Source organism: Paenibacillus sp. J31P190 (genome assembly GCF_059692075.1).
The window spans coordinates 561606-585486 of record NZ_JCAUAS010000002.1 but is presented as its reverse complement, the minus strand read 5'-3'; the positions used below and the strand labels follow the sequence as shown (position 1 = coordinate 585486).

The window sequence follows — 23881 nt, the reverse complement described above, 5'->3', positions numbered from 1 at the left end:
TATGAGCGGCAAAAAAAAGATTATACGCATCTATCATATTTCTATCGAAAGTACATATATTTCTTACTAGTCCAAATGAATGTACGAGTAGTCAATTGTTACCGTCACAAGAGTCAGTTGACGACCAAACTGTAGGAGGGATTCTCTTGGAGAAAGTGGATATCTTTAAGGACATTGCAGAACGAACGGGAGGGGACATTTACCTGGGGGTTGTCGGAGCGGTCCGGACAGGAAAATCAACCTTTATTAAGCGTTTTGTGGAATCTGTAGTGCTTCCTAACATTCAAAGTGAAGCGGATAGGATCCGGGCTACCGATGAACTCCCGCAGAGCGCTGCTGGCCGCACGATTATGACAACGGAGCCGAAATTCGTACCGAATACGGCGGTCCAAATTTCGGTGGCCGAAGGGCTGAATGTGAATGTTCGCCTTGTTGATTGTGTAGGTTACGCAGTCGATGGCGCCAAAGGCTATGAAGACGAGAACGGACCGCGGATGATCAATACACCTTGGTTCGATGAACCGATTCCATTCCAGGAAGCAGCTGAAATTGGAACACGCAAGGTCATTCAGGAGCATTCGACACTCGGAGTTGTTGTAACTACCGATGGTACGATTTCTGATATTCCGAGGTCTTCGTACGTGTTGGCAGAGGAAAGAGTCATTAATGAGCTGAAAGAAGTAGGCAAACCGTTCATTGTCATCATTAATTCACAGAAACCGAATAGTGAGCCTGCGCTTGAACTGCGCAGCGAGCTGCAAAGCCGCTACGACGTCCCTGTTGTGACAATGAGTGTAGCAAGTGCAGGCGAAGAGGAAATGGTCTCTGTGCTGCGTGAAGTGCTCTACGAGTTCCCTGTTCACGAAGTGAACGTGAACTTACCAAGCTGGGTGATGGTTCTGGACGAGAATCATTGGCTGCGTACTCAATTCGAAGCTTCCGTACGAGATACGGTTCAAGATATTAGACGCTTGCGCGACGTTGATCGTGTCGTCAGCCAATTCGCCGAATATGAGTTCATTGATAAAGCCGCTTTGGCTGGACTTAATATGGGGCAAGGTGTAGCGGAGATTGACCTGTTTGCGCCTGATGAGTTATACGACCGCATACTGGTCGAAGTTGTCGGGGTTGAAATTCGCGGCAAAGATCATCTGCTTCAGTTGATGCAGGATTTCACGCATGCGAAACGAGAATATGATCAATTCGCCGAAGCGCTCGAAATGGTGAAAACGACAGGCTACGGCATAGCGCCTCCGACGCTCGCTGAGATGGCTTTGGATGAGCCGGAGCTAATCCGTCAAGGATCTAGGTTCGGAGTCCGTTTACGGGCAACAGCGCCGTCTATTCATATGATTCGGGTGGATGTAGAGTCGGAGTTCTCACCAATTATCGGTACGGAGAAGCAAAGTGAAGAGCTTGTCCGCTATCTCATGCAGGATTTCGAAGATAATCCGCTTAAAATATGGGAGTCCGATATATTCGGAAGATCGCTTCATTCGATTGTTCGTGAGGGGATTCAGGGGAAACTTGCCCAGATGCCGGACAATGCACGTTATAAACTGCAAGAGACGCTTGGCCGAATTATTAACGAAGGATCTGGCGGTTTGATTGCTATAATTTTGTAGATATGTAGACAAAAAAACACTCAAAAGAGTGTTTTTTGTCGTTTAATAGCCAAAATACCCACATAAATTGGAAAGCGATACTTGAAATTGCTGTCGGAGTGTATTACTATAAATTTATTCGTCTGCTTTCGAAGTTCATTTTTACTAAGAAAATCAACGATTTTTCATTGGATAATGTATATTTTCTGAAGAAACGGTGAAAACAGGAAGTAACGGAAGTGAGAAATCTTGGGGGGAGGTGAATGGCATGAATAAATCTGAATTGATTAACAAGGTTGCTGAAACCTCTGAGCTTTCCAAGAAAGATGCAACTAAAGCAGTTGATGCTGTTTTTGATGCAATTTCCGAAGCGCTGCAAGGCGGAGATAAAGTACAACTAGTTGGATTCGGTAACTTTGAAGTTCGTGAACGTTCTGCTCGTAAAGGACGTAATCCACAGACTGGTGATGAAATCGAAATTCCAGCAAGCAAAATTCCAGCTTTCAAACCTGGTAAAGCACTTAAAGATGGCATTCAATAATCACGTTTTACATAACTATTGAACGTTATATAACAACAAAGCCGTGACCGCTAATAGCTGTCGCGGCTTTCTTTATTGCTAATAGAAAATGCCTTTACAATTCCAAAATCTCCTACTATAATTACAAAAGTGAATAAGTAAACCTAAGCTACAAACGGGGTATGGCGCAGCCTGATGGGACGTATGAAACAAAGGGATTAACGGGTGATAGCTCAGCTTGGTAGAGTACAGGTCTGGGGGACCTGGGGCCGCAGGTTCAAATCCTGTTCACCCGATCTATATAAAAAGAAGTGGGTCCGCACTTAAGCGAGATCCACTTCTTTTATTTTCCACTCTTTATTATCCTTGGTGATGACGATTCGTTTAAAGATCATTTGTATCAGGAATTTACGCCGCTCGTTTTGCATGTACTTCCAGTCACCCTCAAGATTCTGAACAATACTCATTACCTCTTCTGGTGTTTGAGTAGCGGCTGCAACCTCAGGCGGTTCGATTAGATTCATTTCCTCCTGCAGCTTCGTTAATTTCGAATTAATCTCCTCGACCTTACCACGATACTCTTCACGCGTGATTATCTTATCCCCTAAATCATCGAGCAAGTTATTCTTTCGATTTTCAAACTTTTTAATTTCACGTTCGATCCGCGACTTTTCTTTTTGCATTAGTTTCACTTGATCTTCGCTTAGTGGTGGTTCGATATCTTCAACCTCGACAGTAAGTTCACGGAAGTACTCGAAGAACAACTTCTGCAGCTTTATTTCCGCTATGTCTGGTTCCTTACACTTCCCAGGCTTGCGATTCGCACACCGATAATTTACATATGCGCTCGTATCTTCTGCTTTCTTTGTCTTATTCGCATGATAGGACGCGCCACAGGCTCCACATTTGACGACAGAGCTGAAAGGGAAGTGATAACTACTACGTGACATTTCAAGTCCACCACGGCGCTTTAAACGATCCTGAGCGAGGTTAAACATGGGTTCTTCTAATATTGATTCATGCTCACCGTCTGTAATGATCGTTTCTCCGTTCTTAGGTGTCCATGCATTTTTACCAATGTAGGTGACGTTATAGAGGATACCTTTGATTGTAGAGTGGACCCACTGAGTTTTTTTAGCCGGCACTCCATCTTCGTTAAGCTGCATGGCAATCTTTCCGTATCCCCAGCCTTTGTACACGTACCATTCGAATATCTGCTTAACAATGACAGCCTCGTTTTCATTAATAACCAACTTCCCATTTACCTTGTCGTAACCATATACAGCACCTAAAGACACTCTGCGCCCGTTAGAGGCTTTCTTAGCCTGTCCGAAGCTAACACGTTCACCGATTAACTCTCGCTCATTCTGGGCGTTTGCAAGGCTTACAGTGAACATCCAGCGCCCTTGTGCGGTTGTGAGGTCGTGCCGCTCGGTAATTGTGGCAAATGATACTCCGTACTTGGTGAATATCTCATCAACCATACGTAGACCATCCAGAGCCTTACGTGTAAGCCTGTCTAAGCGCCAAAGGATAATTATGTCGATCCGCTTATTACGAATGTCCTCCAGCATATCTTGAAGCGCAGGGCGGTTCATATTCTTGGCTGAGTATCCGTCATCAACGTACATTTTAAATAGGTCATGGTTAAAACTTTTTATGTATCCCATACATGATTCTTGTTGAGCCTCTAAAGAAAAACCATGCCTCGCTTGTTCATCAGTGCTTACTCAAACTCGAGCATATATTGCAGCTCTAAAGCGGCGTGTATATTGCTCCATTTAACCAACTCCTTTTGTATGAAACACGGGTATATTTTGGTACAATTATAATATTAAAATAAATTGAAAAGGAAGTGTTTTATGAAAAGAATAAATATTACCAAAGAAATATTGGAAGAACTTTATTTAGTCCAGAAAAAGACAATCGATGAAATATGCGAAATAATAAATGTTAAGTCACCAATAACCATAAGAAACAGAATGGAATCATTTGGTATCAAAAGAAGGGATGTTAACCTCGAAAGAAGTTTAACGGTGAAATTAGGTGTTACTGAAGAGGCGCTAAAAATGGAAATGAGTAAATTGTTTTTAGATGAAAAGAAAAGCACGATTCAATTATCAAAACATTACGGTGTTTCGCATACAATAATTAAAAAATATCTTTTGAAGTTTGGGATTGAAACAAGAACAAAAAAAGAGGCCATGGGGCTATACTCCGGACCAAATAATCACAAATGGAATGAGGGCGTAAGGTACCATAGTGATGGATACAAACAAATTTATAAACCGGATCATCCGAATGCAACGATTGGTTATGTTTACGAACATAGATACATAATGGAACAACAACTAGGCAGATATCTAGAAACCCATGAGCATGTGCATCATATAAATGGCAATAAAGCAGACAACAGAATCAAGAATTTAAAAGTAATGACTAATAGTGACCATCAAAAAATAGAGGCTGAGATACGAAGAAACAAGAGACACAAAAATCAAATTAAGATGGATTTTGGGGGCATTGTATAAACAATGTCTTTTTTGCTGCTCTCATGATGTACCTCCTAAATAAAAAAAGCCCGTTAGGGCTTATTGTATAATAACATTTGCAGAAAAGGATATTTATTGACGGAGAAGTCCATTTACAATGTTTAAATATTCATTGTGAGAAGAAGTTATTACTTGTCCAATTGGGAATCTTGCATCTGTAACGTAGTCCAAATATGCGGTAAATTCATTGTTCGAAGTATTTGGATCAGAATATCTGTATGATTCCCACTTCAACAAACTTTTTTTTGCATTACTTAAATTTATATATGCATTTTTTAAACTATCTACTTGCCTAAGAAGAGCAGTATTATCTACCGAGTTTTCATTTTTCGCAAATTCGGTAAATATATTTATGTTTTTATCAACCGTTGCAGAAAGATCATAAAAATTAGAATTAAGTTTATCCTTAGTCATTTTATTTGAGTAATTATTGCTAGATCCAGTGAAATAAAGAGACAGAGTGCCTACAAAATCCTGCATATATTCTGCAGTATTTTCAGCTAATGTAAAATTATCAATTTGCATTACTTTAATTTTCATTTCGACTTTATCGTAATTTGATGAGTTGCTTGTTTTAATATCAACGCTATAAGTATTTGGATCCCAAGTTACTGATGCGCCTATTTGTCTCAATAGTGATATCGGTACAACCGTGTGTCCATCATAAATCATTGCAGGGACTTCATCAGTTTCTAATGCTTTACCATTAGATTTTACAATAACAATTGGATTCCCCTTGTAATCCCCATTCAAACTCGATGCACTTACTCCAGTTGCAATTAACATTAAAGATAAGGCCAGTAAAATAATTTTCTTCTTCATGCCGACACCTCTTTCACAATTTGAACAAATTGAGTAAATTTTACCATGAGACATAGGTCTTGTATACTATTTTCGCAATTATATGTAATGACATGTAATATATTTTTATGTACTATTAAATTATTAAATAATAGATAATTCAAAGGGAGCATGACCATGGGTTTTTTTGTCTATGTACCACTCGGGATACTAGATATTTTCGCGCTTTTTGCGTTGATGTTTAGGACATTTAGATTGCCTTATTTTGAGTACATACGTGAGATTGGAATAGTTGCAGTGACTGTATCAATTGTTTCATTTATAGTAAGAAATTACTTTGACACAAATGGTTTGCTCGATATTATATTACACTTCATTTTGTATATTATATTTTTCCGATACCTCATAAAAATCAGGGTTAAATGGGCAATAATTATTTCTTTATCGTATTTTGGTTACGGTTTAATTAGTGCATTTGCATATTTCGTATTCAGCAACATCGGGACGACGACCTCATTCATTACCTACGGAACACAAATTACTCAAATTTGTCTCGGTTTCTTAATATCCTGGTTGTATTATAAGCTCGGAATCGGCTTTTCTTTTATCGTACGACCTCCACATGATGTATTTGTAAAAAAGAAGATAACTAAGAATGAAATGATGATTATAAATGCATTAATAGCAGTAGCGGCAATCTCATTTGTTATGGCCTTATTGATACTGAACCATAAAAATTTCATCATTATTCCACTTAATCTTATATTATTTGGTATACTTATCTATATGGCATATAGAAAGGATACTGTTCGTGGATGATCCGATAGAATTAGTAGCACACAAAGTGGCTATAAAATTGAAAACGTGGAACCCAGAGATTGAAGATGATGTTGATGATATTCGATATGGAGCTGCGTACTACATCAACTATTATGGTGTGATTGTGGCGTGTCTGGCGATCGGATTTCTGTCTCATGAACTACTGAACACGATATTATCCATGATTGCGGTATCTACCTTACGGAAATACACAGGGGGATACCACTTCCCATCGTTAACTGCCTGTGCATTGTTCTCTATTGCTGTCATGAGCGCTATACCGCATGTTCCACTCAATACATCGATCACCCAGACACTCACATTAGGTGCAACCCTCATTGTCCTAGTAACTGTCAAACATAAACAGAACCGATATTTAGCATTGTCACTCATTGGATCGAACTTTCTATTTAACTCCAGTATTGTGGCACTAGCATTCTTTGTCCAATCGATGTCGCTTCTCCTAATGAAAGGTGGTGAAAATAAATGAAAAATGTATCCTCTTTGCTGGCAAAGAAATGCGCTGCTGTAGCTCCAACCGCTCCAACAGTGACTGAAAATGATGCGACTCCATTTAAAGAATGGTTCGGCAAACCTAAAGCAGTTAAAAAGTGATTTGAATTATGCTATTATACTGTACTAAACTTGACGGTGCCGATGCTGTAATTACAACTGATGATGTTTGCTACATTAACTTATGGAGAAAAAGTTATTTAAGTAAGCATACGAAAATAAGATTCATCACCCTAAAAGGCGAGTATCTATACAGATTAAACGGTTCCCTAGAAACGGTTATAGCTCAATTCGAACAATTTGGGTTTTACCCACTAGATGTTGTAAATGTGGTCAACTTAAATAAAATTTCCGCGGTTGACCATGACAAAAAACTCGCTTATTTCGACAATAAATTACATACAACTATAGCCGATGGTAAAATGGACATCATTAAACATTTTCCGGTCAAATCATGAAACCCGTATCAGATAAGCATTCTGAGCGGGTTTTCAATTTTCTGGAAAATCGCATAGTATAACTCCTCGTGAATAATTTGTAAATATATGAAGTACGACTTTATTGCTAGGGTACTAAACAACAACCTTTTCTAACAATACGTGTTATAGTTATCTCACGAAAAGACAAATGAAGTCCAAATACGACAATGGCAAAACCGTTGAAAAGCGGCGACGCAAAGCCTCGACCTAAAGCGAAAGCTATGGTAGCCGGGTTACCGAATGTGGGTTTATTTTGTGCACCGTTTTTTAGAGGTATGTCTATTGTTTCAAAAGAATTATACACCTATAGGTGTATTCCGCTCTGGGGAGAGTAGAAACTACTCTAACCTATTGCTAAACTCCCACTCGTAAAGGTCCTCTATATCACAGTTTAAAACCGCGGATATTGATTTGGCAGTTTCCAATGACATAATCTTGCGGTTAAAAATGTAATGTGAGATCATTTGAGGTGAGAGGTTTACACGCTTTGCAAGCTCTGCTTGATTAATTCCTGCTTGCTTAATGCGTAGGCGCAATAGGCATTTCCCTGCACGGAAAGCCATAGCCAGCCTCTCTTTTTGTTTCAATTTTAATTGATAATAAATGGCCTGTACCAAACGCTTGTTCTGTATTACAATACAAATACGAACAAATGTTTTGCACTTCTAAACATATTACAAACTACACAGATGCGGAGATGTCACTTAATGATTAATGAATTTATGGTTTTTCTTGCAGAGGCAAAATATGATCAGCTAGTGTACATCAAAAAAGAAATATTAGAATTAATTGAAAATAAATTAATTGAGGAAGAAACATAAAATCATTATTCTTTAGGAAGTCTTTTTATAAGGCCCATTATGTACTCTTGATCTTCTTTTGATAGTCTACTGAAATCATCTAACATATTACTTCTAAAAGTATCTAATTCAGGATTATCATTATCTTCCTCTATTCCATCATTGTATCCAGCTAACTTCATTAACTCTGCATAGCTATAATTGTATGCTTTCGCTAAACCCCTAAGGCTTTCTGGTGTAGGGTTTATTGGCGTATTTGTTCCTGGTCTTTTACCCATCTCTAAATACCTTATATAAGAATGACTTAAACCACTTCTTTCTGCAGCTTCTCTTAGAGGCATTTTCCCCCGAAGCTTCTTCAAAAAAACTCCAATAAGATCCATCGCTAACCCCTTTCTGTTAAACATGCTATACATATTGTAAAACAAATAATCAATTATTTTTGTAAAACATGTTGACTTCTTGTAAAACATGTTTTATATTTAACTTGTAAAACAAATTGCACAAAACGAGAGGGTGATAGAATGAGAAACACAGTTGAATTTCTCCTACACAGTAACGGCTTAAGCAAGGCTGAACTAGCAAAAGAGATTGGTGTATCGAGACAAACGATTAATAATGTTGTAAAAGGAAAGTCACCGTCTCTAGAAGTAGGAATTGCAATTGCTAAGTTCTTCAAAAAAGATGTAACAGATATTTTTTTATCCCAAAATGTAAAACATGTTTTACAAAAGAAAAAGAAAACCGCATAAGGAGATGATCCAATGAAACTTGTGTTCATTGAAAACAATCGACCATTAACTGACAGCATGACTGTTGCAGAAACGTTTGGGAAAGAACATCGACGAGTTATGCAAGATATCCGTGAATTAGATTGTAGCCAAGCATTTAATGAGCACAATTTCGTGCTTACCACTTATAGGGATTCCATGAATCGAGAAAAACCAAAATATTTAATTACACAAGACGGCTTTTCCTTCTTAGCAATGGGATACACCGGGAAAGAGGCAGCGGTATTCAAGGAAACATACATCGATGAATTCAACCGGATGCGAGATGAACTAAACAAACCTCAATTTCGACTACCACAAACATTCGCTGAAGCACTCGAAGGATATGCAGCTCAACTAAGGATTTCCGAAGCACTTGATAATGAACGCAAACAACTGGCAGCAAAGATTGAAACGGATCGCCCGCTAGTTTTATACGCTGAGTCAGTCCAAGTGTCGCGTGACTCCATTTTGATAGGAGAACTCGCCAAACTACTTAAGCAAAACGGTATCGACATAGGTGGTAATAGATTATTCAAACTTCTTCGAGAAGAAGGTTACCTGATGAGTAAGGGTGACCAGTACAACATGCCTACACAACGTTCGATGGACCTGAAAATCATGGAGATTAAATCAGGGACGCGCGGTGGATCGAATGGAGAGGTGCATATCACTCGAACAACAAAGATCACCGGAAAAGGCCAAATCTACTTCGTTAAGAAATTCAAAAATCTAACGATTGCACACTAAAGGAGCTAATCATATGACAATCAACCTAACTGAGAAAGTAAAACAAAACTGGTCGTACCTTTCCTTGATCGCTTCTGAGGTAAAAAAAGCTAAAGAAGAAGAGAAAGCAGCACAAACGCCAAAACAAGGAGCCTAACACTTTCCTAACACATAGGTACAAAACGTATTCTACCACAAGTAAACAAGAGTGTTTACTAAAGTTTACACAAAGGAGCGCACATGAACCTACAAATATGGGCTAAATCAGTACAAGATACGCCATTCACCGACGAAGAGTTGGTTGCTGTCAGAAGATTCGTCACCGATGCACTTGAAAGACCGCAATCGACAGAAGAAATAGTGAGATTAAATCTAGAGCTGCGGATGCTAAACCACATTGGTATCACATCCTCAGGAATTATGGTTGATATCCTCCAGTTGAAGCAAGAAAACGAAATGCTTAAGCAACAAATCAGCGAAATGGCACATTCGTACTACAAATTGGCAATGGAGAATGAACGATTACAAGAAAAACGGGATATGGGGGTTGGGGTATGAACTGCTACTGCTGCTCTAGAAAGGCTACACACCGCATATACGACGACTTAAAGCCTGTATGTACATTTCATTGTGACGAAGCTTTAGAAGAGGAAACACAGCCTATATTGGTGATGAGAATAGAGGAGGTAGTGAAACGTGTCGGACAAAGTGAAGTTGCCTAGAAAAGTGGTGGATGCCTTGGATGAATTTAAAGGCACATATGAAGGTTTCGAATGGATGGTGTTGTCTGCAGTATTGAATGTCGATGACAAAAACACATTATCCAAGTATGGTTCCACACTAAGAATATTTGGTAGTAACACTAGAAGTGAATTCAAGCTCATCTTATCTGCTTTAGTCAACGGCTACGAGGTAGAAGAGACACCAGAAGATAAGGTGAGGGGATTATACAAGAAATATGACAACGGTCTAATCGATACTCATTACAGGGCTGCATTCGATTTAATTCTCGATGCACTAAATATCAAAATTGAGGGGGTAAACGCATGACCAAACAACAAATGGTGGATTACCTTCGCACTCAGTCCTTCTGGATCAACCGGTTAGCGGAAGAGATCGAGGGTGACGAGGAAATCACATGTGCATGGGCCGTGGATCTGGACTTACCAGAGTACCAAGTCGAAGTGGTCGCGATCCATGAGCAGTTGAAGTTGAATGCTGAGTTACATACTGCAGTAGAGGAGTCGGTAGCGTGAAACAGATGGGATACGGATTCTTTCCAGGTGGAGATCCAAGAGAGTTTACACCAGATTTCGAATCTTGTTCAGAAAAGGAAATTCAAGCTTGGAAAGATGCTTGCGGACAGTGGAATAGAGGAGAAAGAGTGGTTTGTGAAGGTTCTCATAGATGGTTGGTTGATTCCGAAGGAAAAGTTATGGGAACGGCAACCGTATCTAGTTTCGGAATTGGTATCTACTTTTGGGACGATGAGGAGGAAGAGAGCGCATGAACGATCACATGCTGAAAAATCACTTTAAAGGTTGGTCAGACGAACGTCTTGAGGAACAAAAGCTGAATATCATGTGCTTCGATGGCTCGAAAATTGAACTGGCTTGGATCGAAAGAGAAATCGAACGCCGTAAGGAGGCTGAGGAAGTTGCCTAGTGTTAGCGAGTGTTGTCACAGAACAGTTGTAGCCGGTTCATTCAGAGAGTATCCGTTAGGTGGTAGCACATGGTACCAGAGTTTTAAGGTGGACGTTTGCGAGTGCTGCGGCAAAGAGTGTGATGAAGTAGAAGCGTGTGAAGTTTGCGGAGTAGTTGGCTGTGGTGAATGCGATGTTTGAGGACCAGGAAGAGGAACAATACTGGCATGAGCATGAGCTGCCACGTAAGCGGCGTAAGAGTTACGACGATATCACTGAATCTGATCGAGGAGGTGATAACGATGAGTGAAGCAGACGTGTTTGCAAAGCTGAGATGGTACCAATTACGCGCAATGGAGTCACCGCTAGGCAGCGAGGAAAGAGTAACATGGACAGCTATTTTGAGGGATTTAGAGGCGCTTAAACAAAGATTGACCACTGCGTCAACAGTGGCCATTCAGGTAAATTAGTAAGTCTAGTTGATTCTTATTATATCCAGTGAAGGTGATTATATGCAAACAAAGATTAAAATTGCACTCGCCCATAAATCATACAGTGGCTCTTACATCAACAGAGGGGCGAATAACCTAACAACGGACCTCGACAAAGCAATCACCTTCTCAAGTGAAGAAGAAGCGTCAGAATGGCTTCTAAACGCGATATACGCACCCATAGACAAGGAATGTTACAAATTAGCGCAGATCGAGATAACAAAACGCGATTTAGAGGAGGACAAGCTTAATGGAGAACTACTTCGAGAAATTAGCTGAGATCAATGTAAATGAGCATGTCGAGAAGAAAGGTAAATTCAGTTACTTATCATGGGCATGGGCGGTTGATGTGTTACGGAAAGCTGATCCAACAGCTACATGGGAAGTAATCAGATTCAACGGAATGCCATTCATGGAAACGAAGTTTGGAATATTCGTTGAAGTGGCTGTGACGGTTCAAGGGATCACGCTCTCGCAAATTCATCCGGTACTCGACAACAACAATAAACCAATTGCTCAGCCATCATCATTCCAGATTAACACAAGCATCCAACGTTGCCTTGTAAAGGCGATTGCGCTACATGGGCTTGGATTATACATCTATGCAGGAGAAGACCTTCCAGAGGGCGCGGAGGAGCCTCAGAAGGAGCAAAAAACTGACATACCTCCTGGGACTCTGAAAGCTAAGTATCAAACTTTTAAAGGAAGTATGGAAGGTTTCGAGGACTGGGTTAAATCTCAGCAAGATAAGCGCCGGAACTTCAAAGATATGGAGAGCATTCTTACGGAAGCTTTGCTCAAGAAAGCGCAAGAACTCAAGGAGGCTAACTAACCATGAACAGTGTAAACCTAGTGGGTCGCTTAACACGCGACCCGGAACTTAGATATACAGCAAACGGAACTGCAACATGTGGATTCACAATCGCGGTGGATCGTCCAGTCAAGGAAAAGGAAGCTGATTTCCCATCAATCGTAGCTTGGAGGCAACTGGCTGAAATATGCGCAAACAACTTGAAAAAAGGCAGATTAGTCTCAGTAACCGGAAGAATTCAAACGCGCAACTACGATAACAACGAAGGCAAGAAAATTTTCGTAACGGAAGTTGTTGCTGATAATGTACGGTTTCTCGATTACGCCAAAGATGCAGAGAAACAACCAAGTGCTGAACCTGTATTCGAAGGCAGCAAGCCGGTCCAATATGATCCAGACGATTTGCCTTTCTAAGGTGACACATGAACGGATGGAATTAAATATAAAAAGATCACTGTGCGAAACCTAAAGCTCCGTACATTAGCTTAGTGTAAGCAAATAAAAAACGAGGAGCTGGCTAATATGCAAAAAGTAATCTTACCTAAACGAGTAGCAGAAGCAATTGAATCATTGAGAACAAGAGGAATCAGCAACAAGAAGTTGCTCAATTATCCTAGCCTAGTAGCACATGCAACATCTGATCCTTCATACCAAACTCTCTGCGATTATATATACCCTAATACAAACTTGAACGAGGATACACTCGAACTTTATGTGCAAGCCATCGCCGTTGGTTACATATCTGATAAATCACCGGAAGAAAAGTTAAGAGACTTTTACGAGTATCACAAAGAACGTCGCCTGCATGTTGGCAAAAGTGTTATCGAGGATACTCTCGAGATACTTGAGATCAAAGTGAAGGGAATTAACTCATAGGCCGAAGGCCTCCGAAACGACCGCATTACCTAGCGTAGCGGAGGCCGTATGAGATTTTTATTTTAGGAGTGAATACCTATGACGGAAGAACTAAAGCTATGCGAACACAACAATTACCATTGTTACCGATGTGAAGTGAAGTTACTGAAATTCGCGATAGATGAGTTAGAACAGCAAAATAAGCAGCTTATAGAGGCACTTAAATCAATAAGTGAGACTGAAAATAAGAGGATGGACGTAGTTCGGACAGTTTCTCAAAGAATCGCAGAGGAAGCCCTCCAACAAATACAAGGGAACAAATAAACCCTCTACGGCTGCCGTTTCACTGGGTAGTTCGGTCGGACTCGATGCCCTCCAACTTCAAAATCAAAGGAGATAAGAACGATGACAAGAGTGACATTTGAAGTAGGAAAGTTCTATGAGCATACAACGGGAGAAAAACTAGCAGTGATTTGTGAGGCAGAAACGACATTGTACGGGAAAACGATGATCGCGGAATCTAGCAGCATGGGAAATTTCATTTCAGTTGGTGGAACCGAAGATCACGGATTTAACTGGAAAGAAATCAGTCATGAGGAATGGATGAAAAACTTTAGTTTATAGGCCGAACAAGGGAAGGATGAAGAGAAATGATAGACAAACAAAAGTTACTCCAGTGGGTTGAGGATCAAAGGTACATATACGGAGATGCACCAGAAGAAGAAGATACGCCTGAGGAGATCGGAATGTGGAAGGGTAAGGTACAGCTGCTTAACAAGCTAGATATGCACATTCGCGCTGGCAGTCTCGATGTAGAGGAGGTTGCACATGAACGAAGTGAAGCGTCTAGCCCGTCAGCTGCCCGTACATAAGCTCCGAATGACACCTTGGGACTATGTTCGCTACTTTAGGATCGCATTGGCTACAGCCGTTTGGGAGCGTGGCAAGAAGATACTGAAATGGGTGGGTGCGGAGCTATGAGAGAGATTAAGTTTAGAGCATATAACATGGCAAAAGATGTTATGTACCAATGGGATGATCTGCGAAACAATTCACTCCAACTTTTCAATAGCAAGCACACTGTATCTTTGCAGTTCACTGGATGTTCTGATGCAAATGGAAAGGACATCTACGAAGGCGACATTGTTAGATCATTGCAATATAAGAAAGATGGTAGACCTAACGGATCTAGAGGAAGAAGGGTAGTTTCTTGGAGCTCAGGTCCGGGTCACATTGGATTCAATCTAACGGAAACAAGGAATTTGGAAGTCATCGGCAACATATACGAGAATCCAGAACTTATAAACTCATAGTAGGAATAGGGAGAGTTACTTCTCCCCCTCTACGTATTCTAGTAAGTCAGACAGTGGACATTCGAAATACTTGCACAGAGCATCAAGCGTTGAATAGTCGATCCTTACATTGGTCCCATCATAAATGCGGTACAGAGCTGGAGCACTAACGCCAATTTCCTTAGCTAATTTGTTAATGCTCCGGATCTTTTTATCAGCCATAAGCAAATGTAATTTATTCTTAATCATTTTCATCACCTAAATTTATCATAACCGTAACGAGTGAAAAGTAAATCAAATGAATATATTTTTAACGTTAACGTTACTAATTTAACGGTAACGTGATATAATTAAATCATGATATCAGATAAGGAGGACTTCACATGAAGGAAAAGCCGTTTTTACTAAGATTGGAACCGGACATGCATAAGGCTTTGAAAATCTACTGCGCTGAAAAAGGTCAGTCCATGCAGGACTTCATCATGAAAGCCATTGAGGACAAAGCAGCACAGAAGGTATTTACGCCAGAACGAACGGCGGTGTAAAAGTGGCCAAGGATATATTCTACTTTTCCCACGATTCTAACGCCAGAAGAGATCCTAAAATTACAGCAATGCGCGGTGTTTATGGGAGTCTCGGATATGCTTGGTACTTTATGTTTATCGAAATGATGCGAGAAGCAGATGGATATAAGTTGGAAATGAAAAGTAAATACGCTTTTAATGCGTACGCATCGGAATTTCAATGCGAACGCAATACGATTGCAGAATTTGTGCATGATTGTTTGACTGAATTTAACTTATTCACCTCTGATGAAACTCATTTTTGGAGTGAATCTTTGATGAGAAGAATGGACAAGGTCCATGAGAAGTCTCAAAAAGCTAAAAAATCTGCTGAAACTAGATGGAAAAAAAGCGACCGTAATGCGAATGCATCAAAAAGCGATGCTATAAAGGAAAAGAAAGAAAATGAAATAAAAGTAAATGAAATAAAAGAGAGGGATATGCCCTCACCCGATTCTAATCCTCATAAAGATCATCTTTTAAAACTTATTAACGAATGTGAAATAAAGGAATACAACCTTTACGACTTAGATGTCATTTACTCCTACATCGGAATTGTAGATATCGAAGTAATCGAAGCAGCGATTAAGAAGGGTCAGAAAAAGGAAAGTATCAAATACTCAATTAGAACCTTACAAGGCATGGTCAAAGACGGTATCACAAAAAAAGAACAGGTTATTCCTAGACCGGAGGTAGGAGAGTATGACGCTAAAAAGCATGAAGGACAGCTTCAATCTGGAAGCGCTCAGACAGAAAATAAGTCAATTACAGGTGGTGCAATCGGATGGCTCCCTTCAAAAGCAAAGTCCGATTCCGCAAATGTCGTACAACTGCATCAAGTGTCGGGATGAAGAGGGTTATGTCGTGAAGCTTGACGATGGCTTTGAAGTGTACAAGCAGTGTGATTGCGTGGATAAGAAAAAGATTGATCGAGCGTTTAAATCAAGCAAGATCACATGGGAGTTTCAGAAGAAAACGTTTGATAACTTTGGATTAGCTGATGTTTCTCCAGTAGTGAGAGACGCTTATCACTGTGCGAGACAATACCTCGTCGACTTTGAACAAATCAAAGGTGAGCGGCAGAACAGCATCGCGCTACTCGGTCGACCAGGATGCGGAAAGACACACATTCTCTGTGCAATAGCCAATGAGCTCATCTCGGAAGGTAAGAGGGTGCTGTACTTTCCATGGGTGGAAGGATTCAACGAGATCAAAGACGATCTGAGCATGACAGAAGAACGGATTAATCGCATGCAAAAGGTGGACGTGCTGTTTATCGACGATATGTGGAAAGGCAGAGAAAAGCCGACACCGTTCCAAATTGAGCAAATGTTCGCTGTGATCAATTACCGCTACATGGAGCATAAGCCTGTACTGATCTCCAGTGAGCGCGACATTGACCAAATGTGTGATATGGACGAAGCACTAGGAAGCCGTATCAACGAAATGTGCAAGGACTACCGAGTCATTCTCAAAGGCGGACGAGAACTCAACTATCGGCTTAAGGATGGCGCTTGATGGATGAATGGGAATTCGACGCAGAAGCATGCTGCCAAGCCATGGCCGAGGAAATGCAGTGGGAATATGACCAAATGATGCAAGAACGGCGAAAGGAGTTTACCGAATGACCAAACAACGTGTGTTGCAACGAATCAACACCATCATTGACGGTAAGTGCGGATCCTGCCCGAGACGAATAAGTTTTTACCAAAGCAAGGCTGACAGAGGTAAATTCAGCATGTTAGATACATTCTGCAATAAGCAATGCCATGTGGGTACAGAACTACAGATGCTCGGAAAGATGCTTTAACACAGGTTTTGTACGAAGTGCCATCGAGTCCGACCGAATTACTTAGCCGTAGGCGGAGGCCGACACAGGTTTTTGGAGTCCATAAAAAGGAGAGATGAACGATGAACAATCTTTTTAACATCGCAATTGATCCAGACATACCCCTTGAAGACCGTTACGCCGCAATACGAGTAATGCAGCTGATGCACGAACAAGACCCAAGAGACTACAGAACGATGGCTAAGCAAAGAGAGTGGAGACGGAAATACAGGAAACTACAAAAACAAGCATAGGAGAACGAAATGGATGATAAGAACTATGTGGAAATGTTCGCCGGACTCGGTGGAATGGGTTACGGACTAACGGAAGCCGGTTGGAAATGTGTCGGATATGCCGAATTAGATAAATTTGCTCATAAATCCTATGAAATACTACATGACCCCAATAGAAGGATGTGGAATAGATACAATGTCAGATATGTTTCAAATCGATCTCTTCGAAAGCTTAGGAGAAAGCGAGGATCAATACGTTTACTCGTTGCCGGATTTCCTTGTCAAAGTTTCTCAATCGCTGGCAATCGCGAAGGATTTAAAGACAGGACTAGAGGAACTTTATTCTTTGAAATCATTAGGTGGGCATTTATTCTCCAACCAGAGCATTTACTTCTTGAAAACGTCGAAGGACTACTCAACCACGACAATGGAGCAACTTTCGAGGTCATCCTCGGCGCGTTGGATGAGTTGGGGTACGATGCAGAATGGCAAGTGCTTAACAGCTCGGCCTACGTTCCTCAAAACCGAGAACGCATATTCATTGTCGCAAGTCTTAGAGGATCAAGTAGACGAGAAATATTTCCTTTCGGCGGAGAAAACGCAAACACTATCCAAGTCGCAGGCAGAATCGAAGGGAATCACGATCAAAATTCCAGAGTTTATGGAATTAACGGCTTAGCGCCAACTCTTTCAACGATGCAAGGCGGAGGGCAAGAGCCCAAGATTTCTATAAACGGAAGAGTGAGGAAGATAACGCCGTTAGAAGCATTCAGGCTGCAGAGTTTTCCGGATGAGTGGTACTACAAACTCAAGGAATCAGGTATAAGCGATTCGCAACTATATAAACTGGCAGGAAATGCAGTTACATCGGTAGTTGCTTACGAGATTGGTAAAAGGTTGATCAGTTAGGTTTTGCGCGTAGCGCCTCCGTCCGACAGCATAATCCTAGCCGTAGGCGGAGGCCGTATAGCGATTTAATAATCATTAAGGAGCTGATAACACATGAAAAAGAAACCACAGTACCAATTCAACAACCCAAGAACTCTGGAAACCAAAGGAACAGCAAACGGAGAGATAACCAGTTACATCATGGACCCCGTGGAATTAGCCAAGTATAGAGCGATGCCGAGACCTGATTGGGAGCTAGAGAAGAAACTGAACCGATCGTACAGAGGGGGAGGGGATATAGCATGACTATAGGCGTATACCACAAACATTGGCTGCTATTCGAAACGGACAACGAAACGAAAGCATGGGAAATGGCGCAGCAGTATTCGAAATGGTTTAGCAGAATCGAGGTGAGGAAAGTTGAATCAGACGCTGAGAGTCAATGAGTTTCCACCAACGCTGAATGAACTTAACAACCTGCACTACCGCAGCCGAGCTAAGAAGAAAGAGTACTGGGAGGAGTTGATCGAAAAGGAATGCCTGGTACAGCGAATCAAGCCAATGCTTAAGATATCCATCACCCTAGAGTTCTACTTCCCAGACAAGCGCAGGAGGGACCCAGACAATTACGGATTTGCATGTAAGTTCATTGCCGATGGATTAGTAAGAGCCGGGGTGCTGACAGACGATAGTTTCGAAGAGGTGACGGAGCTCCGGATAGTCAAAGGTGGTATATCGAAGCCGAAGCACATCCTAATTCACTTGATTGAGGTGAGCGCATGATCGAAGGAGAAGGTAACGCAGCAGTAGGGTTATTCAACGGAATCATACTATCGCTCATAATTTGGACAATCTTAGGAATGGTGGTGTTAGCAAGATGAAACCAATAGCCGTGGTGCACTGGACAGATAAGAACGAACTGGAAAAGCGCAAAGACTTTTATGACATGCTGACGTTATCCAATTTTGTGAACATGTTAAACCGTCAAAACTTGGTTTCCTGCACAGTTATGTGTAGCCTTCATGCAAAGATACCCACCAGAGAGCCTAGAAGCCACATTACAGCCGTTTGAATGGTGAGGACGATAATAAGTTAGTCGAAACTACTAAACGTCTGAGATAGGCGTATACGAGGTGATAGAGTGGACATTGCGAGAATATCAAAAGTACATGAGCAGATTACTAGGGATATCCTTTGGGCACATGAACAGGAAATACGAAGTTTGAGGGAAGAGATTGAGGCGCTTAAGAGGCCGACACCAGCTATCAGATTCCATACAAAAGAAGGTGAGAAACAGCTGGGAACAGCGTTCAAAAACGTTAAATATAATTTATACGATTGAGCGAGAAAAACGGAGAAAAAACGAGCATTAATAGTGGTTTTGTGGTATAATTGACATAATATAATATGTGAAAATATGGGAGGTAAACATGCAAACTTTACAAGAACAATTGGACGAAGTGACGAACCAAATTGCAAGCGAAACAGATCCTTCTGTATTAGCAGGACTTGAGCAAAAAAAAGCCGTTCTAATTATGAAGCTTGAAGATGAAAAGGTGACGCAGGAGCAAGAACGAGCTGCGCAGGTTAGAATTCAAGATGCAACAGAACAGGCTGCTTACTTCTTGGACAACCTTGTAATCGAAGGATTGACCATGCGTGAATTGTGCGTGGATGAGCCTCAGTATCAAATGCTCCGTATCGCGGTACAGAATAAGATCATCAACTTGGCTGAGGATTGCAGCAAACAGATCAGCGATGTGCAAGCTGAGGAAAACCTCCAGAGAGTTCTAATCAAACAGCAGTTGAATAATGCGCTTAAAAAGATCGAAGATAACGATAAAGAAGCTTACGAGGATCACGAAACAATCAAGCAGCTTCGCGTGGATCTGAGCCAATCACGAAGCGAGGTTGCGGATTACCAAGGGAAGTTGAAGAATGCCACGGATGAGATTGAACGCTTAAACAGTCACGTTGACGATCTCCGCAAAGAAATTGCAGTCGGTGCGCGTAATGCATATAAAGTGTCAGACGTTGAGCAAACGCAGCAGCTTAAACAATTGGCCGATCAAATCAAAGCAAGCCGCATTCATGTGTATGACGTAGTGCCTGACAATGAGATTAACCCGAAGAATTACACAGCAAAACGTGCCGATACAGGCGCAGAAGTTACATACAACTGGACGCAAGCGAAAAATTACATCGAGATCAAAGACCCTAACGAGGTGCAGCAGTTTCGAGACAAATACGCATCCAATCAAGAAACTGTTTCAAATCCTCCACTGGTTCAACCCGTTCAAGACAGCGTAACGCCACCGACAGCAACGGAGGCAATGTTTCCCGAGCTGCCCAGTGCAAAACCACCAGAAGTACCGGCCATACCAGTTGCAGTGGTTGAAGGACCATCTAGCGATAATGGACAAGGCCAAACGGTTGAAGAAAGAGTAGCAGCTTTGGAAAAGCGTGTGATTGAACTGGAGAAGGTTTGCAATGTGAATGAAGAGGCGGCCTAGTGCTGCCTTCTCTCTATAAGGGGAATGAACATGAATAGGACAACAGGAATATTCGTCGTCGATCCACCAGGAACTACAGGTGAAACATGCAAGTGTGGCAAAAATGCTATGTTCCTATTAGGAATTCACGATCACCAGATTCACGTATGCGAAGTATGTGCAGCGGAAGTGGCGAAAAGAATCATTGACGGACTAACTTAGTTGAGCGAGGTGATACAAATGAGCAAAGTGGAAGAATTACTCAAACGATATCTGCCCTACAAACATGCGGTAAACGTGTATGAGAGACACAAGCCCATGCCAAGCGCGGGGATAGCGAACTATTCAGGAATGCCAAGTGGATCAGGTGCACCGGAGAGATTCTTCTCAATCGTCGGTAAGCCAGCTGATATGGGATATGTAAGCGATGAGGACCACGAGGACTACCAGAAGTATAAAAACATTGTGGTAGAAATTGAGGGAGCACTCGAGACATTACCAGAGGAGCAATATTCCATCATCAAGCTGAAATGGATGCAGGATGTGACTCTGAAACAGATCGCAGAGCGTAAGCATTGCGGACTTACTACAGTCAAGAAGAATCACCGCTTAGCAATGTCTAGATTGAATGATGCGCTCAGATTCACCAAGCTAGAAGAGATAGAAACGCATGTTTTCGCTAAAACGAGTGCATTTTAATGCTTTATGCGACCTTTATCTGACCCTTACCTAAAGTATAGTAATAGTATCAGGAGAGTGTTGCTAACGTATTGATAGCTAAGTGATCAGTCGTGCGTTACAACTCTCTTGTTAAATTAACTGCATGGAATGATAAAAGGAAGTGCGAACCATATGGCAGATCTTTTAGATATGCTGTGTTGGGTAGCGCCTCCTTTTTTGTTTTGGTGGAATTGGTTTTGGTACGTTTATTATTTGGATGAAGAAGGTGAATGAAATACAAATATTAGCGCTATTCTTCTTTGTTATCATCATTTCCGTAAGAGAGTATTCACATTACATGGAGATAAAGCAACTACATAGCACCATAGATACATTGACGGATAAAGTGATGGCGAAAGATTTGGTTGAGTATAAGGAGCTTACACAGCCAGTTAAGACATATGAGCCTGTAGATCATAGTGAGGAAGCAGAATGGTTAAGAGAACAGGAAGAGAGGAAGGTGAGATAAATGGCATTGACGGATAAGCAAGTTAAATTCATTGATGAGTACATGATTGATATGAACGCAACCGCTGCATATCTTCGTGCTGGGTATAAATGTTCAGAAGCAGCTGCTCGTTCTAGTTCGTCGGATCTCCTAACAAATCCTAACATTTCCGAGGAGATCGCAAAACGACAACTAAAGATGCAAGAGGATTCAGGAATTAGCGTTCAATGGGTTCTCAATAACTTCAAAACAGTTGCTGAACGGTGTATGCAGGCCGAGCCCTTGTACGATAAAGAAACTGGAAATATCGTAGAATATAAATTTGATTCATCTGGAGCGAACAAAGCTCTCGAAAACATCGGCAAGCATTTGGGCATGTTCACCGAGAAAGTGAAGGTTGACGTGAATGGGCAGGTGAACCACGAGCATGAGTACCATATTGAGCAAACTATCACAGCGGACCCTGATACAGCCGAGCTCCTCAAACAACTCTACAAACGTCAAAGTTCCGCTTAGTCGTCAATGGCAGATACTCGCCAAACACGACTTTTCTTTTTTTATGGACTTCGACAGTGAGAACAGAGACGCTGACGGTAAGCACCTTGACGTTCTGGATGCAACCTTGATGAAAGTATCATCCGGCGAGCTCAAGCGCGTTATCGTGACAATGCCTCCGCGTCATGGAAAGTCGGAGCGAGTGTCGAAGAAATTCCCTGCCTGGCATATTGGGCGCAACCCAGCTGATGAAATCATATTAGCCTCGTACTCAGTTGACTTGAGTCGGGGCTTTTCTCGTATCGCTAGAGACACGCTGAATGCTCATAAGGGCGTGTTCGGTGTGAACGTGGACAAGAACAACCAGTCAGCAGAATCGTGGGGTACAGACGGTTATAGAGGCGGTGTAACAGCAACGGGCGTAGGCGGTACGATCACTGGTAAGGGTGCACGTATCGCTATCATCGACGATCCCGTAAAGAATGCTGAGGAAGCCAACTCAGAGGTAATGCGTGAGAAAGTATGGGACTGGTATCAATCCACTCTATACACGCGGTTGACTCCAGATGGCCGTATTATCGTGGTTATGACACGGTGGCATGAGGATGATTTGGTAGGCAGGCTGCTTAAGAAGGAAAAAGATGAAATCGAAAACGGCACTCACGTAGGCGAACGTTGGACGGTCATTAACTTTCCTGCTCTTGCCGAGGATGATGATTTACTTGGCAGAGAAAAAGGTGAGGCATTATGGCCTGAGCGCGGTTTTGATCGTGATCGCATGCTGCAGATATTTAGTGACGTTGGTCCTTATGTAGCCAATGCACTCTATCAGCAGCGACCAAGTGCAGCGGACGGAACAATCTTTAAGCGCGATTACTTCCGTTACTTCGAAGTCGAAAGGTTCGGTGATCACACTTATCTGCTCTTAGGTGGTAAGAAGTACGACTTCCGAGACTTATGGGCGTTTCAAGCAGTGGACACAGCAAATAGCATCAAGACGATCAATGATTACTTCGTGGTGTCTACGTTCCTTGTAACCAAGGACAATGATCTTCTGCTTTACGATGTATTTCGAACGCATATCGAGGGACCTGATCAGAAGCCACTACTCAAGGAACAATCCAAGCGGTATGACCTAGAGTTTCAGGCCATCGAGAATAAGACATTCGGCACGAACCTCATTCAAGAGTGCATCCGTGATGGAATGGTCATCATGCCGGTTGAGGTAGACACGGATAAGGTGACTCGTTCCCTCCCTATTGCTGCACGTTATGCAAGCGGTAAGGTATGGCACAGATCCGGAGCTCCGTGGCTTGCTGATTTAGAAGATGAGTTATTGTCATTCCCACGCGGCAAGCATGATGACCAAGTAGATACACTCAGCATGGCCGGCGAGCTCAGCCAAATGGGGCTCACATACGGCATACGAGACAACAACGCTTTATCGCATTTGAAGCGAGTAGATAAACAGTTACCGCATGCACTACAAGACAACAAACCGACTTCCGTATCATGGCATGACTTATAACAACTA

42 protein-coding genes, 1 tRNA gene, 1 pseudogene and 1 riboswitch are annotated in these 23881 nt (G+C 41.7%); of the genes and pseudogenes, 38 read left to right on the top strand and 6 right to left on the bottom strand.

Going from position 1 to position 23881, the window contains the following annotated elements; genetic code table 11:
• Window positions 1-146: 146 nt before the first annotated feature.
• The 3 genes from spoIVA to AC58U0_RS06270 all read left to right on the top strand — a co-directional run bounded on the left by spoIVA (window position 147) and on the right by AC58U0_RS06270 (window position 2420).
• Window positions 147-1625: a stage IV sporulation protein A gene (gene spoIVA / locus AC58U0_RS06280; RefSeq protein WP_056614411.1), complete on the top strand. Its 1479-nt coding sequence runs from the start codon at window positions 147-149 to the stop codon at window positions 1623-1625.
• Between the two features lie 247 nt (window positions 1626-1872).
• Window positions 1873-2145, top strand: coding sequence for an HU family DNA-binding protein (locus AC58U0_RS06275; RefSeq protein ID WP_029193008.1), 273 nt, complete (start codon window positions 1873-1875; stop codon window positions 2143-2145).
• Window positions 2146-2346: 201 nt separating this feature from the next.
• Window positions 2347-2420 (top strand) — tRNA-Pro (locus AC58U0_RS06270).
• A gap of 27 nt (window positions 2421-2447) precedes the next feature.
• On the opposite strand, the gene AC58U0_RS06265 is transcribed toward AC58U0_RS06270, so the two are convergent.
• Together AC58U0_RS06265 and AC58U0_RS06260 are read right to left on the bottom strand one after the other, a co-directional pair.
• A complete protein-coding gene (locus AC58U0_RS06265; protein WP_497378262.1) occupies window positions 2448-3074 on the bottom strand; it encodes a recombinase zinc beta ribbon domain-containing protein in 627 nt (208 codons plus the stop codon).
• Between the two features lie 24 nt (window positions 3075-3098).
• Window positions 3099-3842, bottom strand: a pseudogene (locus AC58U0_RS06260) (recombinase family protein); the annotation flags it as partial.
• 144 nt (window positions 3843-3986) lie between these two features.
• Here AC58U0_RS06260 and AC58U0_RS06255 point away from each other — a divergent pair.
• Window positions 3987-4655 carry an HNH endonuclease signature motif containing protein gene (locus tag AC58U0_RS06255; RefSeq protein ID WP_497378132.1) on the top strand — a complete coding sequence of 223 codons (669 nt, stop codon included), beginning with the start codon at window positions 3987-3989 and terminating at the stop codon, window positions 4653-4655.
• Window positions 4656-4748: 93 nt separating this feature from the next.
• Here AC58U0_RS06255 and AC58U0_RS06250 read toward each other — a convergent pair whose 3' ends face one another.
• Window positions 4749-5498, bottom strand: a complete 750-nt coding sequence (locus tag AC58U0_RS06250; protein WP_497378131.1) for a stalk domain-containing protein — start codon at window positions 5496-5498, stop codon at window positions 4749-4751.
• A 790-nt stretch (window positions 5499-6288) separates the two neighbouring features.
• Here AC58U0_RS06250 and AC58U0_RS06245 point away from each other — a divergent pair.
• Both AC58U0_RS06245 and AC58U0_RS06240 read left to right on the top strand, forming a co-directional pair.
• Complete coding sequence (locus AC58U0_RS06245) at window positions 6289-6786, top strand: accessory gene regulator B family protein (protein ID WP_497378130.1); 498 nt, start codon at window positions 6289-6291, stop codon at window positions 6784-6786.
• Window positions 6783-6911 carry a hypothetical protein gene (locus tag AC58U0_RS06240; RefSeq protein WP_497378129.1) on the top strand — a complete coding sequence of 43 codons (129 nt, stop codon included), beginning with the start codon at window positions 6783-6785 and terminating at the stop codon, window positions 6909-6911. Before AC58U0_RS06245 ends, AC58U0_RS06240 begins: the two co-directional genes overlap by 4 nt.
• A 536-nt stretch (window positions 6912-7447) precedes the next feature.
• Window positions 7448-7529: riboswitch (cyclic di-GMP riboswitch) on the top strand.
• Between the two features lie 97 nt (window positions 7530-7626).
• Here the strand turns inward: AC58U0_RS06240 and AC58U0_RS06235 are convergent.
• Window positions 7627-7851 (bottom strand): helix-turn-helix transcriptional regulator, encoded by a 225-nt coding sequence (locus AC58U0_RS06235; RefSeq protein ID WP_497378128.1) that lies wholly within the window; start codon window positions 7849-7851, stop codon window positions 7627-7629.
• A 263-nt stretch (window positions 7852-8114) separates the two neighbouring features.
• On the bottom strand, window positions 8115-8471 hold the full coding sequence (locus AC58U0_RS06230; protein ID WP_497378127.1) for a helix-turn-helix domain-containing protein: 357 nt from the start codon (window positions 8469-8471) through the stop codon (window positions 8115-8117).
• Window positions 8472-8612: 141 nt separating this feature from the next.
• On the opposite strand from AC58U0_RS06230, the gene AC58U0_RS06225 reads away from it, so the two are divergent.
• The 18 genes from AC58U0_RS06225 to AC58U0_RS06140 all read left to right on the top strand — a co-directional run bounded on the left by AC58U0_RS06225 (window position 8613) and on the right by AC58U0_RS06140 (window position 14701).
• Window positions 8613-8840: a helix-turn-helix transcriptional regulator gene (locus AC58U0_RS06225; RefSeq protein WP_497378126.1), complete on the top strand. Its 228-nt coding sequence runs from the start codon at window positions 8613-8615 to the stop codon at window positions 8838-8840.
• A gap of 12 nt (window positions 8841-8852) precedes the next feature.
• Window positions 8853-9608, top strand: coding sequence for a Rha family transcriptional regulator (locus AC58U0_RS06220; RefSeq protein ID WP_497378125.1), 756 nt, complete (start codon window positions 8853-8855; stop codon window positions 9606-9608).
• A gap of 13 nt (window positions 9609-9621) precedes the next feature.
• Entirely contained in the window at window positions 9622-9744 is a 123-nt protein-coding gene (locus AC58U0_RS06215; RefSeq protein ID WP_497378124.1) for a hypothetical protein, read from the top strand.
• An 83-nt stretch (window positions 9745-9827) separates the two neighbouring features.
• The gene (locus AC58U0_RS06210) at window positions 9828-10145 is read left to right on the top strand and encodes a hypothetical protein (RefSeq protein WP_497378123.1); all 318 of its coding nucleotides are present in this window, start codon (window positions 9828-9830) and stop codon (window positions 10143-10145) included.
• A gap of 138 nt (window positions 10146-10283) precedes the next feature.
• Entirely contained in the window at window positions 10284-10637 is a 354-nt protein-coding gene (locus AC58U0_RS06205) for a hypothetical protein (protein WP_497378122.1), read from the top strand.
• Window positions 10634-10843 carry a hypothetical protein gene (locus tag AC58U0_RS06200; protein WP_497378121.1) on the top strand — a complete coding sequence of 70 codons (210 nt, stop codon included), beginning with the start codon at window positions 10634-10636 and terminating at the stop codon, window positions 10841-10843. Before AC58U0_RS06205 ends, AC58U0_RS06200 begins: the two co-directional genes overlap by 4 nt.
• Entirely contained in the window at window positions 10840-11097 is a 258-nt protein-coding gene (locus AC58U0_RS06195) for a hypothetical protein (protein WP_497378120.1), read from the top strand. The genes AC58U0_RS06200 and AC58U0_RS06195 overlap by 4 nt, the downstream gene beginning before the upstream one ends.
• Window positions 11094-11252 (top strand): hypothetical protein, encoded by a 159-nt coding sequence (locus AC58U0_RS06190; protein ID WP_497378119.1) that lies wholly within the window; start codon window positions 11094-11096, stop codon window positions 11250-11252. The genes AC58U0_RS06195 and AC58U0_RS06190 overlap by 4 nt, the downstream gene beginning before the upstream one ends.
• 161 nt (window positions 11253-11413) lie before the next feature.
• Window positions 11414-11542 (top strand): hypothetical protein, encoded by a 129-nt coding sequence (locus tag AC58U0_RS06185; RefSeq protein WP_497378118.1) that lies wholly within the window; start codon window positions 11414-11416, stop codon window positions 11540-11542.
• The gene (locus tag AC58U0_RS06180; RefSeq protein WP_497378117.1) at window positions 11535-11702 is read left to right on the top strand and encodes a hypothetical protein; all 168 of its coding nucleotides are present in this window, start codon (window positions 11535-11537) and stop codon (window positions 11700-11702) included. The genes AC58U0_RS06185 and AC58U0_RS06180 overlap by 8 nt, the downstream gene beginning before the upstream one ends.
• A gap of 271 nt (window positions 11703-11973) precedes the next feature.
• A complete protein-coding gene (locus AC58U0_RS06175) occupies window positions 11974-12555 on the top strand; it encodes a Sak single strand annealing protein (RefSeq protein ID WP_497378116.1) in 582 nt (193 codons plus the stop codon).
• Window positions 12556-12557: 2 nt separating this feature from the next.
• The gene (locus tag AC58U0_RS06170; RefSeq protein WP_497378115.1) at window positions 12558-12947 is read left to right on the top strand and encodes a single-stranded DNA-binding protein; all 390 of its coding nucleotides are present in this window, start codon (window positions 12558-12560) and stop codon (window positions 12945-12947) included.
• Window positions 12948-13055: 108 nt separating this feature from the next.
• A complete protein-coding gene (locus AC58U0_RS06165) occupies window positions 13056-13409 on the top strand; it encodes a hypothetical protein (protein ID WP_497378114.1) in 354 nt (117 codons plus the stop codon).
• A 78-nt stretch (window positions 13410-13487) separates the two neighbouring features.
• A complete protein-coding gene (locus AC58U0_RS06160; RefSeq protein ID WP_497378113.1) occupies window positions 13488-13712 on the top strand; it encodes a hypothetical protein in 225 nt (74 codons plus the stop codon).
• An 81-nt stretch (window positions 13713-13793) separates the two neighbouring features.
• Window positions 13794-14012 (top strand): hypothetical protein, encoded by a 219-nt coding sequence (locus AC58U0_RS06155; RefSeq protein ID WP_497378112.1) that lies wholly within the window; start codon window positions 13794-13796, stop codon window positions 14010-14012.
• 26 nt (window positions 14013-14038) lie between these two features.
• Entirely contained in the window at window positions 14039-14260 is a 222-nt protein-coding gene (locus AC58U0_RS06150) for a hypothetical protein (protein WP_497378111.1), read from the top strand.
• Complete coding sequence (locus tag AC58U0_RS06145; RefSeq protein ID WP_497378110.1) at window positions 14217-14369, top strand: hypothetical protein; 153 nt, start codon at window positions 14217-14219, stop codon at window positions 14367-14369. The genes AC58U0_RS06150 and AC58U0_RS06145 overlap by 44 nt, the downstream gene beginning before the upstream one ends.
• Complete coding sequence (locus tag AC58U0_RS06140; protein WP_497378109.1) at window positions 14366-14701, top strand: YopX family protein; 336 nt, start codon at window positions 14366-14368, stop codon at window positions 14699-14701. Before AC58U0_RS06145 ends, AC58U0_RS06140 begins: the two co-directional genes overlap by 4 nt.
• A gap of 15 nt (window positions 14702-14716) precedes the next feature.
• Here AC58U0_RS06140 and AC58U0_RS06135 read toward each other — a convergent pair whose 3' ends face one another.
• Window positions 14717-14929, bottom strand: coding sequence for a helix-turn-helix domain-containing protein (locus tag AC58U0_RS06135; RefSeq protein WP_497378108.1), 213 nt, complete (start codon window positions 14927-14929; stop codon window positions 14717-14719).
• 134 nt (window positions 14930-15063) lie between these two features.
• On the opposite strand from AC58U0_RS06135, the gene AC58U0_RS06130 reads away from it, so the two are divergent.
• The 14 genes from AC58U0_RS06130 to terL all read left to right on the top strand — a co-directional run bounded on the left by AC58U0_RS06130 (window position 15064) and on the right by terL (window position 23875).
• Complete coding sequence (locus AC58U0_RS06130; protein WP_497378107.1) at window positions 15064-15225, top strand: toxin-antitoxin system HicB family antitoxin; 162 nt, start codon at window positions 15064-15066, stop codon at window positions 15223-15225.
• Between the two features lie 2 nt (window positions 15226-15227).
• Window positions 15228-16094: a DUF4373 domain-containing protein gene (locus AC58U0_RS06125; protein ID WP_497378106.1), complete on the top strand. Its 867-nt coding sequence runs from the start codon at window positions 15228-15230 to the stop codon at window positions 16092-16094.
• Window positions 16015-16761, top strand: a complete 747-nt coding sequence (locus tag AC58U0_RS06120) for a DnaA ATPase domain-containing protein (protein ID WP_497378105.1) — start codon at window positions 16015-16017, stop codon at window positions 16759-16761. Before AC58U0_RS06125 ends, AC58U0_RS06120 begins: the two co-directional genes overlap by 80 nt.
• Window positions 16762-16867: 106 nt before the next feature.
• Window positions 16868-17053: a zinc-finger domain-containing protein gene (locus AC58U0_RS06115; protein WP_497378104.1), complete on the top strand. Its 186-nt coding sequence runs from the start codon at window positions 16868-16870 to the stop codon at window positions 17051-17053.
• A gap of 281 nt (window positions 17054-17334) precedes the next feature.
• Complete coding sequence (locus tag AC58U0_RS06110; RefSeq protein WP_497378103.1) at window positions 17335-18213, top strand: DNA cytosine methyltransferase; 879 nt, start codon at window positions 17335-17337, stop codon at window positions 18211-18213.
• Window positions 18214-18306: 93 nt separating this feature from the next.
• Complete coding sequence (locus AC58U0_RS06105; protein WP_497378102.1) at window positions 18307-18498, top strand: hypothetical protein; 192 nt, start codon at window positions 18307-18309, stop codon at window positions 18496-18498.
• Window positions 18495-18638: a hypothetical protein gene (locus tag AC58U0_RS06100; RefSeq protein WP_497378101.1), complete on the top strand. Its 144-nt coding sequence runs from the start codon at window positions 18495-18497 to the stop codon at window positions 18636-18638. The genes AC58U0_RS06105 and AC58U0_RS06100 overlap by 4 nt, the downstream gene beginning before the upstream one ends.
• Window positions 18613-18975 (top strand): RusA family crossover junction endodeoxyribonuclease, encoded by a 363-nt coding sequence (locus tag AC58U0_RS06095; RefSeq protein ID WP_497378100.1) that lies wholly within the window; start codon window positions 18613-18615, stop codon window positions 18973-18975. Before AC58U0_RS06100 ends, AC58U0_RS06095 begins: the two co-directional genes overlap by 26 nt.
• A gap of 647 nt (window positions 18976-19622) precedes the next feature.
• Window positions 19623-20705 carry a hypothetical protein gene (locus AC58U0_RS06090; protein WP_497378099.1) on the top strand — a complete coding sequence of 361 codons (1083 nt, stop codon included), beginning with the start codon at window positions 19623-19625 and terminating at the stop codon, window positions 20703-20705.
• 30 nt (window positions 20706-20735) lie between these two features.
• On the top strand, window positions 20736-20906 hold the full coding sequence (locus AC58U0_RS06085; RefSeq protein ID WP_497378098.1) for a hypothetical protein: 171 nt from the start codon (window positions 20736-20738) through the stop codon (window positions 20904-20906).
• A gap of 18 nt (window positions 20907-20924) precedes the next feature.
• Window positions 20925-21383, top strand: coding sequence for a sigma factor-like helix-turn-helix DNA-binding protein (locus tag AC58U0_RS06080; RefSeq protein WP_497378097.1), 459 nt, complete (start codon window positions 20925-20927; stop codon window positions 21381-21383).
• Window positions 21384-21702: 319 nt separating this feature from the next.
• Window positions 21703-21873, top strand: coding sequence for a hypothetical protein (locus AC58U0_RS06075; RefSeq protein WP_497378096.1), 171 nt, complete (start codon window positions 21703-21705; stop codon window positions 21871-21873).
• Window positions 21874-22368 carry a terminase small subunit gene (locus tag AC58U0_RS06070; RefSeq protein ID WP_497378095.1) on the top strand — a complete coding sequence of 165 codons (495 nt, stop codon included), beginning with the start codon at window positions 21874-21876 and terminating at the stop codon, window positions 22366-22368. It begins immediately after the preceding gene.
• The gene (gene terL / locus AC58U0_RS06065) at window positions 22280-23875 is read left to right on the top strand and encodes a phage terminase large subunit (protein ID WP_497378094.1); all 1596 of its coding nucleotides are present in this window, start codon (window positions 22280-22282) and stop codon (window positions 23873-23875) included. Before AC58U0_RS06070 ends, terL begins: the two co-directional genes overlap by 89 nt.
• The last annotated feature ends 6 nt before the right edge of the window (window positions 23876-23881 follow it).

What these genes read in the sequence shown, in the direction of transcription:
- AC58U0_RS06100 (WP_497378101.1), top strand. Translation starts at nt 18,495, where the DNA reads ATGACTATAGGCGTATACCACAAACATTGGCTGCTATTCGAAACGGAC.
- AC58U0_RS06115 (WP_497378104.1), top strand. Translation starts at nt 16,868, where the DNA reads ATGACCAAACAACGTGTGTTGCAACGAATCAACACCATCATTGACGGT.
- AC58U0_RS06105 (WP_497378102.1), top strand. Translation starts at nt 18,307, where the DNA reads ATGAAAAAGAAACCACAGTACCAATTCAACAACCCAAGAACTCTGGAA.
- AC58U0_RS06215 (WP_497378124.1), top strand. Translation starts at nt 9,622, where the DNA reads ATGACAATCAACCTAACTGAGAAAGTAAAACAAAACTGGTCGTACCTT.
- AC58U0_RS06170 (WP_497378115.1), top strand. Translation starts at nt 12,558, where the DNA reads ATGAACAGTGTAAACCTAGTGGGTCGCTTAACACGCGACCCGGAACTT.
- AC58U0_RS06165 (WP_497378114.1), top strand. Translation starts at nt 13,056, where the DNA reads ATGCAAAAAGTAATCTTACCTAAACGAGTAGCAGAAGCAATTGAATCA.
- AC58U0_RS06150 (WP_497378111.1), top strand. Translation starts at nt 14,039, where the DNA reads ATGATAGACAAACAAAAGTTACTCCAGTGGGTTGAGGATCAAAGGTAC.
- AC58U0_RS06075 (WP_497378096.1), top strand. Translation starts at nt 21,703, where the DNA reads ATGGAGATAAAGCAACTACATAGCACCATAGATACATTGACGGATAAA.
- AC58U0_RS06240 (WP_497378129.1), top strand. Translation starts at nt 6,783, where the DNA reads ATGAAAAATGTATCCTCTTTGCTGGCAAAGAAATGCGCTGCTGTAGCT.
- AC58U0_RS06070 (WP_497378095.1), top strand. Translation starts at nt 21,874, where the DNA reads ATGGCATTGACGGATAAGCAAGTTAAATTCATTGATGAGTACATGATT.
- AC58U0_RS06160 (WP_497378113.1), top strand. Translation starts at nt 13,488, where the DNA reads ATGACGGAAGAACTAAAGCTATGCGAACACAACAATTACCATTGTTAC.
- AC58U0_RS06200 (WP_497378121.1), top strand. Translation starts at nt 10,634, where the DNA reads ATGACCAAACAACAAATGGTGGATTACCTTCGCACTCAGTCCTTCTGG.
- AC58U0_RS06145 (WP_497378110.1), top strand. Translation starts at nt 14,217, where the DNA reads ATGAACGAAGTGAAGCGTCTAGCCCGTCAGCTGCCCGTACATAAGCTC.
- AC58U0_RS06230 (WP_497378127.1), bottom strand. Translation starts at nt 8,471, where the DNA reads ATGGATCTTATTGGAGTTTTTTTGAAGAAGCTTCGGGGGAAAATGCCT.
- AC58U0_RS06110 (WP_497378103.1), top strand. Translation starts at nt 17,335, where the DNA reads ATGGATGATAAGAACTATGTGGAAATGTTCGCCGGACTCGGTGGAATG.
- AC58U0_RS06235 (WP_497378128.1), bottom strand. Translation starts at nt 7,851, where the DNA reads ATGGCTTTCCGTGCAGGGAAATGCCTATTGCGCCTACGCATTAAGCAA.
- AC58U0_RS06250 (WP_497378131.1), bottom strand. Translation starts at nt 5,498, where the DNA reads ATGAAGAAGAAAATTATTTTACTGGCCTTATCTTTAATGTTAATTGCA.
- AC58U0_RS06220 (WP_497378125.1), top strand. Translation starts at nt 8,853, where the DNA reads ATGAAACTTGTGTTCATTGAAAACAATCGACCATTAACTGACAGCATG.
- terL (WP_497378094.1), top strand. Translation starts at nt 22,280, where the DNA reads ATGAGTACCATATTGAGCAAACTATCACAGCGGACCCTGATACAGCCG.
- AC58U0_RS06140 (WP_497378109.1), top strand. Translation starts at nt 14,366, where the DNA reads ATGAGAGAGATTAAGTTTAGAGCATATAACATGGCAAAAGATGTTATG.
- AC58U0_RS06080 (WP_497378097.1), top strand. Translation starts at nt 20,925, where the DNA reads ATGAGCAAAGTGGAAGAATTACTCAAACGATATCTGCCCTACAAACAT.
- AC58U0_RS06085 (WP_497378098.1), top strand. Translation starts at nt 20,736, where the DNA reads ATGAATAGGACAACAGGAATATTCGTCGTCGATCCACCAGGAACTACA.
- AC58U0_RS06090 (WP_497378099.1), top strand. Translation starts at nt 19,623, where the DNA reads ATGCAAACTTTACAAGAACAATTGGACGAAGTGACGAACCAAATTGCA.
- AC58U0_RS06190 (WP_497378119.1), top strand. Translation starts at nt 11,094, where the DNA reads ATGAACGATCACATGCTGAAAAATCACTTTAAAGGTTGGTCAGACGAA.
- AC58U0_RS06210 (WP_497378123.1), top strand. Translation starts at nt 9,828, where the DNA reads ATGAACCTACAAATATGGGCTAAATCAGTACAAGATACGCCATTCACC.
- AC58U0_RS06225 (WP_497378126.1), top strand. Translation starts at nt 8,613, where the DNA reads ATGAGAAACACAGTTGAATTTCTCCTACACAGTAACGGCTTAAGCAAG.
- AC58U0_RS06175 (WP_497378116.1), top strand. Translation starts at nt 11,974, where the DNA reads ATGGAGAACTACTTCGAGAAATTAGCTGAGATCAATGTAAATGAGCAT.
- AC58U0_RS06265 (WP_497378262.1), bottom strand. Translation starts at nt 3,074, where the DNA reads ATGTCACGTAGTAGTTATCACTTCCCTTTCAGCTCTGTCGTCAAATGT.
- AC58U0_RS06180 (WP_497378117.1), top strand. Translation starts at nt 11,535, where the DNA reads ATGAGTGAAGCAGACGTGTTTGCAAAGCTGAGATGGTACCAATTACGC.
- AC58U0_RS06130 (WP_497378107.1), top strand. Translation starts at nt 15,064, where the DNA reads ATGAAGGAAAAGCCGTTTTTACTAAGATTGGAACCGGACATGCATAAG.
- AC58U0_RS06255 (WP_497378132.1), top strand. Translation starts at nt 3,987, where the DNA reads ATGAAAAGAATAAATATTACCAAAGAAATATTGGAAGAACTTTATTTA.
- AC58U0_RS06155 (WP_497378112.1), top strand. Translation starts at nt 13,794, where the DNA reads ATGACAAGAGTGACATTTGAAGTAGGAAAGTTCTATGAGCATACAACG.
- AC58U0_RS06135 (WP_497378108.1), bottom strand. Translation starts at nt 14,929, where the DNA reads ATGATTAAGAATAAATTACATTTGCTTATGGCTGATAAAAAGATCCGG.
- AC58U0_RS06275 (WP_029193008.1), top strand. Translation starts at nt 1,873, where the DNA reads ATGAATAAATCTGAATTGATTAACAAGGTTGCTGAAACCTCTGAGCTT.